Here is a 13370-nt window from a genome sequence, read left to right on the forward strand (position 1 = left end):
GTGTCGACAGGTCTTTGGCAAAAATGTCTCGCATACCTTCAGGATGAATTGAGCTCTCAGCAGTTCAACACCTGGATCCGCCCGTTGCAGGTGGAAAGCGATATGGACAGCAATACGCTTGTCCTCTTGGCTCCCAACCGTTTCGTACGGGATTGGGTCAGTGACAAGTACCTCAAGCGCATCAATGAACTGCTGCGCGAACAGACCTCTGGCAAGCCTCCAAAAGTCTCGCTGGGTATCGGTAGCCGCCGAGCGGCCGCCGCACCGGCAGCGGCTCCCAAGGAGCGCCCGCGTGGGGTAGCCACGCCGAGCGCGCGCCCTGCTGCGCCGCGGGTTGAGTTCGGTCAGAACAGCGAAGACAACGCTGCTGCGGACATCGACGAAGCGCCGGCTGTCGTGCGTGGTAACGCTGCGCGCCACGTGCAGGTCGAGGGGGGGCTCAAGCACCAGAGCGGCCTGAATCCCAACTTCACCTTCGACACCTTCGTCGAAGGTAAGTCGAACCAGCTGGCCCGCGCCGCTTCCCGCCAGGTCGCCGAGAACCCGGGCGGTGCCTACAACCCACTGTTCCTGTACGGCGGTGTCGGTCTAGGTAAGACCCATCTGATGCACGCTGTCGGCAATCAGTTGGCGGGGCTGCGTGAGAATGCACGCGTGGTCTATCTGCATTCCGAGCGTTTCGTGGCGGATATGGTGAAGGCACTGCAGCTCAACGCCATCAACGATTTCAAGCGTTTCTACCGCAGCGTCGATGCTCTGCTGATTGACGATATCCAGTTCTTCGCTGGCAAGGAACGTTCGCAGGAAGAGTTCTTCCACACTTTCAATGCGTTGCTTGAAGGCGGTCAGCAGATGATTCTGACCTCGGACCGCTATCCCAAAGAAATCGCGGGCGTCGAAGAGCGTCTGAAGTCGCGCTTTGGTTGGGGGCTGACCGTCGCCATCGAACCGCCAGAGCTGGAAACACGCGTTGCCATTCTGATGAAGAAAGCGGAGCAGGCAGAAGTCGATCTACCTCACAGCGCCGCGTTCTTCATCGCCCAGAAGATTCGCTCCAATGTGCGCGAGCTGGAAGGTGCCCTGAAGAAAGTCATTGCTGACTCTCACTTCATGGGCCGTCCCATCACGCAGGAATTCATTCGCGAATCACTGAAGGATCTGCTGGCTCTTCAAGACAAGCAGGTCGGCGTCGACAATATTCAACGTACGGTGGCGGAGTACTACAAGATCAAGGTGGCCGATCTGCACTCCAAACGCCGTTCGCGTTCGGTAGCACGCCCGCGCCAGGTTGCGATGGCGCTCGCCAAGGAGCTGACCAACCATAGTCTGCCCGAGATCGGTGATGCCTTCGGCGGACGCGATCACACCACCGTGCTGCACGCCTGCCGCAAGGTCGCCGAGCTGCGCGAAGAAAATGCGGATATCCGCGAGGACTACAAGAACCTGATGCGCCTGCTGACCAGCTAAGGCACACGGGGTAGACCGTCTGCCGCGGGGAACATGACCGTTTCCGCAAGGCCGATGGCATAGGTCACAATGGCAATAGGCGCAGGTCGTCAAACGCGCTACAGTCATGCCATGATATCGTTATGGAATCACACCGCAGGTGTGTCTTCCGACAGAAGTTTCAGCCCAGATACGAAGAGCGGAATGCCATGAAATTCTCCATCACACGCGAAGCCCTGCTGCGCCCCCTTTCTCTCGTGGCAGGCGTCGTGGAACGCCGCCAGACGCTGCCGGTTCTCTCAAACGTGCTGCTGGACGCCAGTGACAACGGGTTGAGCCTGACCGGTACCGACCTTGAGGTCGAACTGATCGGTCACGCCGACATGGATACGCTGGACGCCGCAGGCGCCACTACGGTTCCTGCCCGCAAGCTGATGGATATCTGCAAGTCGCTTCCCGACAGCACGATGATCAACATCGCGCTGGAAGAAGGTCGTGCCGTGCTGCGCGCTGGCCGCTCTCGCTTCACGTTGTCGACACTGAGCGCCGCCGAATTCCCGAACATTGAGGAAGGCAAGCAAGACAGCGAACTGACACTGCCGCGCGGTACGTTGAAGCGCCTGATCGATGCCACATCGTTCGCTATGGCACAGCAAGACGTCCGCTACTACCTGAACGGTATGCTGTTCGAGCTGAAACCGGATGAAGTCCGCGTCGTTGCAACCGACGGTCACCGTCTGGCAACCGCTGCCGCTACAGGACAGTATGATCTGGCCGCTCCGCAGCGCCTGATCCTGCCACGCAAGGGTGTACTCGAACTGGCACGCCTGCTTGACGACAGCGATGAACCGATCACGCTGGTCATCGGCCCGAACCATCTGCGCGCACGCACAGGCGGGTTTGTGTTCACCTCCAAGCTGATCGATGGCAAGTTCCCTGACTACGAACGCGTCATCCCGCGCGGCGGCGACAAGCACGTGCTGGCCGAGCGTGGCGAGCTGCGTCAGGTACTGTCCCGTACCGCGATCCTTTCCAACGAAAAATACCGTGGTGTTCGCTTGTTCATCGAAAGCGGCAACCTACGCGTTCAGGCCAACAACCCTGAGCAGGAAGAAGCGGAAGAGAACATCAACGTCGATTACCAAGGCAACAGCCTCGAGATCGGCTTCAACGTCGGCTATCTAGTCGATGTGCTGAACGTGTTGGACTCCGACCGCGTACACATCACGCTGTCCGATCCGAACAGCAGTGCGCTGCTGGAACGTGCGCTGGATGACGACGTCAAGATGGCCGTCACGGCTCAGTACGTCGTAATGCCGATGCGCCTGTAATCGCAGCGCTCGCGTTTTTATCATGCGCCCTTCATACGGTACGCAGTGATGACGAGGATGCCCATGTCGCCCGCGCGAGATGGGCATCCTTGCGTCTGTGCCTTGGCACCTTGCCGTTTAGAGGCTCCGCATTGGCCGCCTTTCCGTATTATTCCCTTTCTGGTAAATCACCATGCCGCTTGAGCGCCTCGACCTGATGGGACTGCGCAATCTGGCCGACCTGTCGGTGCGCCCCAGTCCTGCCATCAATTTGATTTCTGGCCACAATGGCGCAGGTAAGACAAGCATACTGGAAGGGCTCCATGTACTGGGGCTGGCCCGCTCGTTCCGCACGCGTCAGCTGAAAAATGCTATTCACTTCGAACGAGAGAAGCTGGTGCTGTTCGGACAGCTCGCCGGTGATCCACCCGTTCCCATCGGACTGGCCCGCCAGCGCGATGCGGAAAGCCCGGAAATACGGCTGGCGGGTAGCTCGCTGACACGGCTGTCAGAACTGGCGCACTGGCTGCCAATGCAGCTGATCAATGCCGATACGTTCCGACTGCTGGAAGGTGCTCCGAAGGCACGCCGCGAATACCTCGACTGGGGCGTGTTCCATACCCAGCCGGCCTTCATGGCCTGCTGGCAACAAGTCCGCACCGCCCTGAAGCAGCGGAACGCGCTGCTAAGGCCGAGACATGATAGAATTGATCCATTGATGCTGCGTACGTGGAACCATGAGCTGGCGCAGGCTGCCGAACGTTTGGATGCCATGCGCCAAGCCTATGTTGAGGCACTGTCACCGCTGTTCGATCGCATTCTGGGCGACCTGACCTCGCTGCCAACGTTGAGCCTGAGCTACCAGCGCGGCTGGGATAGGCAACGGTCACTGCACGAAGTGCTCGACGAGCATTTCGAGACCGACCGTCAGATGGGCTTTACCCAGGCGGGTCCGCAGCGCGCTGATCTGAAACTGCGCATCCATCGCCGTGCGGCACAGGAAGTACTGTCTCGCGGGCAGCAAAAGATGGTGGTCAGTGCCCTCAAGTTGGCTCAAGGTCAGCTGCTCGAACAGCACACAGATCGCCACTGCATCTATTTGATCGACGATCTGGCCGCAGAGCTGGATCTGGAACATCGCCAGCGTTTTTGTGCCCAATTGGAGGCACAGCAAAGCCAGGCTTTCATGACCGTGATCGACGAAAGCACATTGGGTTACGACTGGCGCAGCGATACGTCCGTCAGCCACTTCAGGCTGAAAGACGGGCAGCTCAAAACATGAACACACGGACGGTGTGCCCGCGCGCATCGTCTACCCTGCAAGAGGGCTCGCACGGTACGCCATGCGGGTCTTCCATGAACCTCCAAGGGAGCGTGCAATGAGTGACAACGCTTACGATTCATCGAGTATCAAGGTACTCAAAGGGCTAGACGCCGTCAGAAAACGCCCGGGCATGTACATCGGTGATACCGATGACGGTAGCGGTCTTCACCACATGGTCTTCGAGATCGTAGACAACTCGATCGACGAAGCACTGGCTGGCTACTGCTCCGAAATCCGCGTCGTCATCCATGCCGATGAATCCATCACCGTCTCCGATAACGGTCGCGGCATTCCGACAGGCATCCACAAGGAAGAAGGGGTCTCGGCGGCCGAGGTCATCATGACCGTCCTGCACGCAGGCGGTAAGTTCGACGACAACTCCTATAAAGTCTCCGGTGGTCTGCACGGCGTCGGTGTTTCCGTCGTCAACGCGCTGTCGGCCGAGCTGACGCTGACCATCTGGCGCAGCGGCAAGGTTCACGAACAGACTTACATTCACGGTGTACCGCAAAGCCCGCTGGCCGTGATCGGTGAAACCGAACGCACGGGTACACAGGTGCATTTCCGCCCTTCTGCGGAAACATTCGCCAACATCAAGTTCGTCTATGACATTCTGGCCAAGCGCCTGCGCGAGCTGTCATTCCTCAACTCGGGCGTCGCGATTCGCCTGATCGACGAACGCGACAACCGCGAAGAAGTCTTCCATTACGAAGGCGGCCTGCGCGCGTTCGTTGAGCACCTCAACCAGAACCGCACGCCGCTGTGCCCGGTCTTCCACTTCAACATCGAACGTGAAGACGGCATCGGCGTCGAAGTGGCGATGCAGTGGAACGATAGCTTCAACGAAAACCTGCACTGCTATACCAACAATATTCCGCAGCGCGATGGTGGTACGCACTTAGCCGGTTTCCGTGCGGCCCTGACGCGTACGCTGAACAGCTACATCGAATCCGAAGAGCTGCAGAAGAAGTCCAAGGTCAGTACCACTGGTGACGATGCCCGTGAAGGCCTGACCGCGATCATCTCGGTCAAGGTGCCTGATCCGAAGTTCTCGTCCCAGACCAAAGACAAACTGGTGTCTTCCGAGGTGAAGACGGCGGTTGAGCAGGAAATGAACCGTCAGTTCTCCGAGTACCTGCTGGAACACCCCTCCGAAGCGAAAACGATCGTCAACAAGATGATTGATGCTGCGCGTGCACGCGATGCCGCTCGCAAGGCTCGTGAGATGACACGCCGCAAAGGCGCGCTCGACATCGCAGGGCTGCCCGGCAAGCTGGCGGACTGTCAGGAAAAAGATCCGGCGAAATCCGAACTGTATCTGGTGGAGGGTGACTCTGCAGGCGGCAGCGCCAAGCAGGGCCGCGACCGCCGCACGCAGGCGATCCTGCCGCTGAAAGGTAAGATCCTCAACGTTGAGAAAGCCCGCTTCGACAAGATGCTGTCCTCTGCCGAGGTCGGCACCCTGATTACGGCGCTGGGCTGTGGTATCGGCCGCGAAGAGTTCAACCCGGACAAACTGCGCTACCACTCGATCATCATCATGACCGATGCCGACGTCGACGGCTCGCACATCCGTACACTGCTGCTGACGTTCTTCTTCCGCCAGATGCCGGAGCTGATCGAACGCGGCCACATCTTCATCGCACAGCCGCCGCTGTACAAGATCAAGCGCGGCAAGCAGGAGATGTACCTGAAGGATGAAGCGGCCCTCGAACAGTACCTGACCACCACGGCACTGGACGGCGCAGCACTGTTTGTCAACGAAACGGCTCCGGGCATCAGCGGCGATCGCCTTGAAGCGCTGATCCATCGCTATCGTGACGTCATGCACCGCCTCGACCGCTTGGCACGCGTCTACCCGCTCGATATCCTGCGCGAGATGGTCTACGTCCCGGCACTGACGACCGAGCAACTGCGCGATCAAGCTGCCGTAGAAGCATGGCTGTCACCGCTGAAGGAACGTCTCGACGCATTGTCTGTCCATGAAGGCGTGGCTCAGTACGAAGTGGGCACCTATCATGACGCTGAACGCAGCATGTTCTTCCCATCCGTAACAGTGAATGCTCATGGCGTGAAGCATGATCATACGCTGGGGGCAGGATTCTTTGCTTCCGCCGATTACACCGCCATGATGGCGCTGGGCCGCGAGCTAGAAGGTCTGCTGGAAGAAGGCGCGTTCGTTGCGCGCGGTGAACGCCGCAAACCGGTCGAAAACTTCGATCAGGTACTGCAGTGGCTGATGGGCGAAGCTCAGCGTGGCTTCAGCATCCAGCGCTATAAAGGGTTGGGTGAAATGAACCCAGAGCAGCTGTGGGAAACCACGATGGACCCCGAAGTGCGCCGTATGCTGCGCGTAACTATCGAAGATGCCGTTGCTGCGGATCTGATGTTCAACACCCTGATGGGTGATGAAGTCGAGCCTCGCCGCGAATTCATCGAAAACAATGCGCTGGTGGCTAACCTGGACGTATAGCATCGCTAGGACGTCTATTCCGACCACTGTCGTACGCTCAGACAGGCGGCCTCATTCATCGGGGCTGTTTGTCTGCTTCATGGAGTCAGGATGACGTCACTACGCATACAGCCTGATATGCGCCACCCCGTGACCCGGCAGCGCGTCTGCCCAATGTGCGATACCGTCAGTACGCTGCCGGAACTGGCACGCGGTGAACGTGCGCACTGCCGTTATTGTGGTCACGTACTGTTTAAGCGCCGCCATGTGCCAATAGGAACACCAGCGGCACTGGCGATCACGGCGCTGATCCTGCTGGCGTTCTCGCTCAGCTACGACTACATCTCCTTTTCTTCCTCAGGCATATCGCACTCGATCACGCTGCCTCAGGCGGCCACGACCCCCATGGTGCTGAACTACCCCGTTCTGACGCTGCTGTTCGTGATCTTCGTGTTGCTACTGCCTGCGCTGTACCTCATTGGCACCCTCTACCTCTACCTGATTCTGGCCCTACGTCGGCAGTCAGGCCGCGCCCGTTATGTGGCACGTCTGATGCACTATTCCCTGACGTGGGTCATGCCGGATATCTTCGTGGTCGGAGTACTGGTTAGCCTGATCAAGATCATGTCGATGGCCTCGATCAGCGTCGGAATATCATTCTGGACCTTCTGTGGGTTCAGCCTGCTCACGTTGCTGACGGTCGCCCACACCAGCTGGAACGAAATATGGGAAGCGCTCGGCGGCCCATGCCGCGCCCCTAAGATGGACACGTCCAAGCGTGGCCTGCAACAAGGCATGACCTGCTGTCATGTCTGCCAGCAGCCTGGACGGGTCGATGAACACGGCCACGGCCGCTGCACACGTTGCAATGAAGTGCTCCATGCCCGTACGCGCAACTCCATCCAGCATACGCTGGCGCTGCTGCTAGTGGCGGCCATGCTCTATATCCCTTCCATGCTGTGGCCAGTCATGACCATCAACCAGCTGGGAGATCACGCCCACCAGACTATCATTGGCGGGGTGCTGCTGCTGATCGGCTACAGTGACTATCCCGTCGCCTTGGTGATCTTCTTCGCTAGCGTGATGGTGCCCGTGGCCAAGCTGATGGCACTGCTGTGGCTGTGCCTGAAGACGCGTCAACCATTGCCGTTTCGCTATCGCAACCGCATGCGCCTCTATCACGTCACGCACTTCATCGGCCGCTGGTCGATGATCGACGTTTTCGTCGTGACAGTGCTAGGCTCAATGGTGCAGCTGGGAGCACTGATGGCGATCATTCCCGAACACGGTATCGTGGCCTTCGCCAGCGTTGTCGTCATCACCATGGTCGCCGCAGAACGCTTCGATCCGCGCCTCATGTGGGACGCTGCCGAAGACGCTTTTCTCCGCCAGAATACCTCCCTGCAAGAGGTCATGAAGACCTCGCACACTTCATCAGGACAGGACGATATTGCCGATGCAGCCTTCGACAGCACCCAAGAGCAGGGCTAAACGTCTCAGCGATGCCATTTCGCCAATCTGGTTCGTGCCGCTGCTGGCACTGCTGATCGGATTATGGATGGTCATCCATGCCATCACCCAGACTGGGCCGATCATCACCCTGTCGATCCAGAGTGCCGAGGGCATTCAGGCCGGCACGGAGATTCGCGCCCGCAGCGTCAAGGTGGGTGAGGTTAATCGCGTCGAACTGTCCGATGATGCGCACAGCGTGTTCATCAAGGCGCGCCTCAATCCGGAATACGAACACCTGCTCGGTCAGAACGCTCGCTTCTGGGTCGTGAAGCCCCGCATCGGCCCAGAAGGCATCAGCGGTCTTAGCACCGTGCTGTCCGGTACCTATATTGAGCTACTGCCCGATATGACCGAAGACGAGCCGATCAAGACGTTCGACGTGCTCGATCAGCCCCCCATTGCACTGGCTGACGCCAACGGCCTGCGCATCGGGCTGGACAGCGACAGCGCCAGTTCACTCAGCGTCGGTGACCCCGTCATCTTCAAGGGGTATACGGTCGGCCGCGTGGAATCATCAACGTTCGACCCCAAAGAACGCAAGATCCACTACGATATCTACATTTTCCACGAATATCGTGACCTGATCACTCAGAACACCCATTTCTGGCTGACATCGGGGGTCAACTTCACGCTAACGTCGGAAGGATTCAAAGCGGGTATCGGATCACTGGAAACGCTGGTCAGCGGTGGCGTCACTTTCGAAGTAACGGATGGCGTCGACCCCGGCCCCACCGTCGCCGAAAATACCCGCTTCCGGCTCTACAATGATGAAGATGATGCCAAACAGGGCAGCTACAACCAGTACATCGAGTACGTAGTGATGGTCGACGACTCGGTGCGCGGACTGATCGAAGGCGCACCGGTCGAATACCGTGGTCTGCGCATCGGGACCGTGACCGCGCTGCCGTGGCACATTAAAAGCCTCAGCGACAACAACCAGCAGGGCTTCCGCATTCCGGTGCTGATCCGCATTGAGCCTCAGCGCCTGCAGCCAGTGGTCACCGACGACGATCTGCGCAATACGCGTCAGCGTCTTGACGCCATGATCAAACACGGCCTGCGTGCCTCGCTGGTAACGGGCAACATGCTGACTGGCGCGCTGTTTGTTGATCTGAGCGTGGTCGACAAACCCTCGCCTTATCAACCACAGCTGTACGATGGCAAGCCGGTATTCCCGAGTCAGCCAGGTGGCTTCAGCCAGATCACGGGCAAAGTTTCGACGCTGCTGGATAATTTGAACTCGCTGCAGCTGGGGTCCGTGGTGGGTAACCTCAATACGACGCTGAAGAACACCAGCGACATGACGGAACAGCTGACCCGTACGGTCAAAGGGCTCAACGACGTCATGGCATCGCCCACGTTCCAGCAGCTGCCAGCAGACATCCAGCAGTCGATCCGTTCACTGCGCAACACGATGGATGGGTTCTCGCAGCAATCGCCGACCTATCGCGAGCTACAGGGCACGATTACGCAGCTGAACCAGTTGCTGCGCAATGCTCAGCCCGCGGTTCGTAAGATCAGCGACAAGCCCAATGCTCTGATCTTCGACGGCGGCAACGCCAAAGATCCTCAACCGAAGGCGCACCCATGAGGCAATCGGCCATGTTTCCACGACTGACGTTTTTATCGCGGGCGGCACGCAGGTCATGGCCTGCGCTGCTGCTGAGCATGCTACTGGCAGGTTGTGGCAGCTCGCCCGTCGCCACTCACCAGTACACGCTGCCCCAGCACCCGCTGGTCACACCGCAGGCGGCCTCTGTCGCGCCCGCCAAGCAAGGGGCCTTGATCATGCCTGTCCAGCTGGCGGGGCAGTTACAGGTCAACGGGATCGTTTTCCAGACCTCGCCGGTTGAGGTCAACGAAGCTCGCAACAACCTCTGGGCTGACACCCTGTCCAGCCAGCTCGACCGTTCGCTGTATCAAGCCCTGTCGAACCGCACTCGTACCGTCAGCCTGATGACGGGCGATTCTGCTGACGTGCCTAGCTACTACGTCACCGTCCAGATCAACCAGTTTCAGGGACGCTATGACGGCAAAGCTATCGTAAGTGGCCTGTACCGTATATTGGATGCCGAACGGCGCATCATCCGTCAGCATGCGTTCTCATATGAAGAACCGCTGGCGCAGGATGGCTATGCCGCCCTCGTTGATGCACTGGACAGGAACGTCCAGCAGCTGGCAGATAATATCGCGCAGCAGCTCGACGCACTGTCCCGCCAATAACGCTACTGCTATCTTGGAATAAGAAAGGCTCACCTCCTTCCGGAGGTGAGCCTTTTGTCATCTAGCCATTTGCTGTCATATGCGCTCAGCGCCTGCTCATCGCTGTCTTATTCGGCAACCGACGCGTCACCATAGCCTTCTTCTACGGCTTGAATACCATAGCTGTCAGATGAACCATAGCCGTAACCATCATCGTCGTCATCCAGCGGTGTCGCTTCGATCAGCGCCTTGATTTCGTCGGTACGATCCATGTTTTCGTCCAGCATCTGCTGGATCAGCGCGAGCGCACGGCTGCCCGCATGGAAAGCCCACAGCGTCAGGCTGTAGAAAGACATCGTTACCTGCGAGCAGAGGTCTTCGATACGATCAAGTTCAGGCGTTCGTTCAGTAATGCGGTACGTCAGTTCACCGGAATGCACCAGGCTCACCCAAGCGTCACGACGAGAAGTGTCGAGGCCACGTACATCAAAACCAGCGTAGACAGTAGTGTAGTTCAACAGATTGCGAACGGATTCAACAGACATGATGTTTCCCCTATTGTTATTATTATCAATACATTGCAGCGATATGCTGCATGGCTATAGTGCCAATTTTATAAAATAATAACTACACCCTGTGGTTGTCGAGAAAGAATTTAATGATGTTTGGTAAAGAAAGTATTATTCGATAAGGTGGCTTTTTCCGTCATTATTCCAAAAGCAAGAAGAGCACCCCTTGCTCTCTCATTCTAAGCACCCTCCAGGCACCATAAAAAATAAACGCATGGCATATTACACCATATATAGCGTGCCAAATTTATCCACCGTAAAAAGCCACTTTATTAATCATTAAATCAAATAATGGTGCCATTATAAATAGAATAACACTTTATTTTTATAGGATAGAAAAAGGACTGATGACCATCAGTCCCTGTACGCGCTGAATATGAAGCCATCAGGCATCATGCTGGCACCTGCTCCTGAATGGCGAATGAAATAGCACAGGATAGACACCATTAAAAGCATAAATTTAACTATTAAATCAATGTATTGATAGCAAAGAACATCAGAAAAACGACCAAATATCGCCATGTTTCTGGCGAGTAAATTCTGCCATTGACCGGCAAAGGCAACGCATTGATAGATGCGCGTATTTATAGCGTTGCAGGGCGGCTCATGGGCAAATAGCGTATACCGTGTTCACAGCAAAGGTCTTCGTCACGGCCAACGAAGCCAAAGGCGCGGTAGGCGGGAATAGCGTAGACGCTGGCGTTGACGGTAAACGGCTTTTCCAGCGATGCTCGAGCCTTCATTAGAGGAAGCACGTGGGCCCAGAGCTGGCGGGCATACCCCTTGCCATGGTGATTCCGGGCAACAAACAGGTGGCGAACGTGACGCGCTTCATGAAGGCCAATCACCCCGATTATTTCACCCTGCTCGGCTTGCATAACGTAATAATCATGATGTTTATCCAACAGATAGGTGCGAATCGCGTCGGTGGAAAGATAGCGTTCGAAAAAGGAAGCCTGCACCTGTTCGGGACTTTCTGCCAGAAACAGTTCCAGCATGTCATGAATCATGGTGCTGATATCAGAGGCATGCTCAGAACAGGCTGGAACGATCTGCGTATACATGGCGCTTCCTTCTCGATAGTCGCGGGAAGCCTTCATCCTAAGCGCATATCAAAGATAACGTCCATAAGCACTTAGGCAGTTAAAAGAGCACCATGACCTATTAGCAGGTCAATGGTGCACAAACTGACGTATCCCCGGCCTCGTTGTTCTTGTTATACGGCCGCCGAGAAAGCGCATTATTGTTATAGTTATCCGCTGCTTCCTCGCGATCTACCTTATGCTTTCGTCTGGATCGAGGCTATAACGAGCACTTGTCACCCACCAGCTTACGACACCCAAAGAACGCACCGTCTCGATAATTTGCTACCGTCTTCCCTTGCGGGGGAACTCGCTACAGCACAGGCCCGACATGAGTCGGATCCGTGTACAGCTGGATCAGCTTGGCCACGTGCTGCTGCTGCGAAAAATGAGCTTCTACCCGTTCGCGCCCTCTGCGACCAAGCGTTTCCTGCAGCGATTCATCTTTCAGCAAGCGGGTCAGCTGGGCGGCCCATGATGCGGGATCGTCGTAAGTGGCCAGCAGACCACTGTCTTCCGCCAGAAGTTCAGGAATGGCACCGCTGTTGGAGCCCACGACAGGTCGTCCCGCCGCCATCGACTCAATAACGGTCAGGCCGAACGCTTCGTTGCGCGAAGGGATGCAGAGCACATCGAAGGCGGGCAACAGGCGGCGAATATCGGAGCGGTGCCCGGTAAACGTAATGCGCGACGCCAGACCAAGACGTTCGATCAGCGCTTCGATACGCTCAACGTAGTCTTCATCGCCCCCTTGAGACCACACCGTACCGCCCAAAATCACGCCATGCCACGGCAGATCGTCTGGAAGCTGTGCCAGCGCTTCAACCCAGACATCGTGGCCTTTGCCTTCTGCCACACGCGCAGGCAGGCAGATCGTGGCCCGGTCGGTCGGCAGATCAAGCTCTTTCAGCAGTGCATGACGCGCTTCAATCGACGCCAACGGTGGGAACTGGTCAATCTCGATGCCGTGATGCAGACGGGTGATGCGATCAGCAGGCAACGGCAGCGCCTTAACGTTGCGCTCGCGAGTTTCATCGCTAATCGACAGTACGCGATCCACCTTGCCATATGCCCAACGATGGAACAGATCTTTCTTCTCACGCTTGCTGCCCACATGATCGGTATAAATCAGCTTGGTGCGCGGCAGGAAGCATTTGATGAGGGCAGCCAGCCTCAGATCGCTCGATTTATGGCAGTGGATGACATCAATGCCTTCGAGACGCATCCAGCGCACGATGGAACGGACACTCATCAGCGCACGTGCCTGGCTCTTTCTGGCACGATACCGGATACCCGCAGCATGCATGTATTCGGCAACGCGCGTTCCTTCTAACGCAACGCCGTAAACGGTCCAGCCCTGCTGCTGCAACCCGGTGATGATGCGGGCCAGATACACTTCAAGCCCGCCTGCGCCCTTGGAAAGGCACAGCTGCAATACTTTTCCGGACATACACTGTCCTGCCCTTGTTACGT

Annotated in this window: 10 protein-coding genes; 7 read left to right on the forward strand and 3 right to left on the reverse strand. The window is 57.2% G+C overall.

Annotated elements, in window-relative coordinates; translation table 11 throughout:
* The 7 genes from dnaA (at position 1) to ZBT109_RS00035 (ending at position 10267) form a co-directional block, all read left to right on the forward strand.
* Positions 1-1467, forward strand: coding sequence for a chromosomal replication initiator protein DnaA (gene dnaA, locus ZBT109_RS00005; protein ID WP_027704352.1), 1467 nt, complete (start codon positions 1-3; stop codon positions 1465-1467).
* A 188-nt stretch (positions 1468-1655) separates the two neighbouring features.
* A complete protein-coding gene (dnaN, locus tag ZBT109_RS00010) occupies positions 1656-2777 on the forward strand; it encodes a DNA polymerase III subunit beta (RefSeq protein WP_027704353.1) in 1122 nt (373 codons plus the stop codon).
* 172 nt (positions 2778-2949) lie between these two features.
* Positions 2950-4038, forward strand: coding sequence for a DNA replication/repair protein RecF (gene recF / locus ZBT109_RS00015; protein WP_027704354.1), 1089 nt, complete (start codon positions 2950-2952; stop codon positions 4036-4038).
* 97 nt (positions 4039-4135) lie between these two features.
* Entirely contained in the window at positions 4136-6553 is a 2418-nt protein-coding gene (gene gyrB / locus ZBT109_RS00020) for a DNA topoisomerase (ATP-hydrolyzing) subunit B (protein ID WP_027704355.1), read from the forward strand.
* 90 nt (positions 6554-6643) lie between these two features.
* Positions 6644-8023 carry a paraquat-inducible protein A gene (locus ZBT109_RS00025; RefSeq protein WP_051523623.1) on the forward strand — a complete coding sequence of 460 codons (1380 nt, stop codon included), beginning with the start codon at positions 6644-6646 and terminating at the stop codon, positions 8021-8023.
* Positions 7989-9635: an intermembrane transport protein PqiB gene (pqiB, locus tag ZBT109_RS00030; RefSeq protein WP_027704356.1), complete on the forward strand. Its 1647-nt coding sequence runs from the start codon at positions 7989-7991 to the stop codon at positions 9633-9635. Before ZBT109_RS00025 ends, pqiB begins: the two co-directional genes overlap by 35 nt.
* An 11-nt stretch (positions 9636-9646) precedes the next feature.
* Positions 9647-10267 carry a PqiC family protein gene (locus tag ZBT109_RS00035; RefSeq protein WP_051523624.1) on the forward strand — a complete coding sequence of 207 codons (621 nt, stop codon included), beginning with the start codon at positions 9647-9649 and terminating at the stop codon, positions 10265-10267.
* A 107-nt stretch (positions 10268-10374) separates the two neighbouring features.
* Here the strand turns inward: ZBT109_RS00035 and ZBT109_RS00040 are convergent, their stop codons facing one another.
* The 3 genes from ZBT109_RS00040 to ZBT109_RS00050 form a co-directional block, all read right to left on the reverse strand.
* A complete protein-coding gene (locus ZBT109_RS00040) occupies positions 10375-10791 on the reverse strand; it encodes a hypothetical protein (protein ID WP_027704358.1) in 417 nt (138 codons plus the stop codon).
* Between the two features lie 608 nt (positions 10792-11399).
* Entirely contained in the window at positions 11400-11879 is a 480-nt protein-coding gene (locus ZBT109_RS00045) for a GNAT family N-acetyltransferase (RefSeq protein ID WP_051523625.1), read from the reverse strand.
* A 331-nt stretch (positions 11880-12210) separates the two neighbouring features.
* Positions 12211-13347, reverse strand: a complete 1137-nt coding sequence (locus ZBT109_RS00050) for a glycosyltransferase family 4 protein (RefSeq protein ID WP_027704359.1) — start codon at positions 13345-13347, stop codon at positions 12211-12213.
* Positions 13348-13370: the final 23 nt, after the last annotated feature.

This window comes from Zymobacter palmae (genome assembly GCF_003610015.1).
Taxonomy (GTDB): domain Bacteria; phylum Pseudomonadota; class Gammaproteobacteria; order Pseudomonadales; family Halomonadaceae; genus Zymobacter; species Zymobacter palmae.

Bases quoted from the DNA above. Each gene is read 5' to 3' on its own strand.
- ZBT109_RS00050 (WP_027704359.1), bottom strand. From the start codon at position 13,347: ATGTCCGGAAAAGTATTGCAGCTGTGCCTTTCCAAGGGCGCAGGCGGG.
- pqiB (WP_027704356.1), top strand. From the start codon at position 7,989: ATGCAGCCTTCGACAGCACCCAAGAGCAGGGCTAAACGTCTCAGCGAT.
- ZBT109_RS00035 (WP_051523624.1), top strand. From the start codon at position 9,647: ATGTTTCCACGACTGACGTTTTTATCGCGGGCGGCACGCAGGTCATGG.
- gyrB (WP_027704355.1), top strand. From the start codon at position 4,136: ATGAGTGACAACGCTTACGATTCATCGAGTATCAAGGTACTCAAAGGG.
- recF (WP_027704354.1), top strand. From the start codon at position 2,950: ATGCCGCTTGAGCGCCTCGACCTGATGGGACTGCGCAATCTGGCCGAC.
- dnaN (WP_027704353.1), top strand. From the start codon at position 1,656: ATGAAATTCTCCATCACACGCGAAGCCCTGCTGCGCCCCCTTTCTCTC.
- ZBT109_RS00025 (WP_051523623.1), top strand. From the start codon at position 6,644: ATGACGTCACTACGCATACAGCCTGATATGCGCCACCCCGTGACCCGG.
- ZBT109_RS00040 (WP_027704358.1), bottom strand. From the start codon at position 10,791: ATGTCTGTTGAATCCGTTCGCAATCTGTTGAACTACACTACTGTCTAC.
- ZBT109_RS00045 (WP_051523625.1), bottom strand. From the start codon at position 11,879: ATGTATACGCAGATCGTTCCAGCCTGTTCTGAGCATGCCTCTGATATC.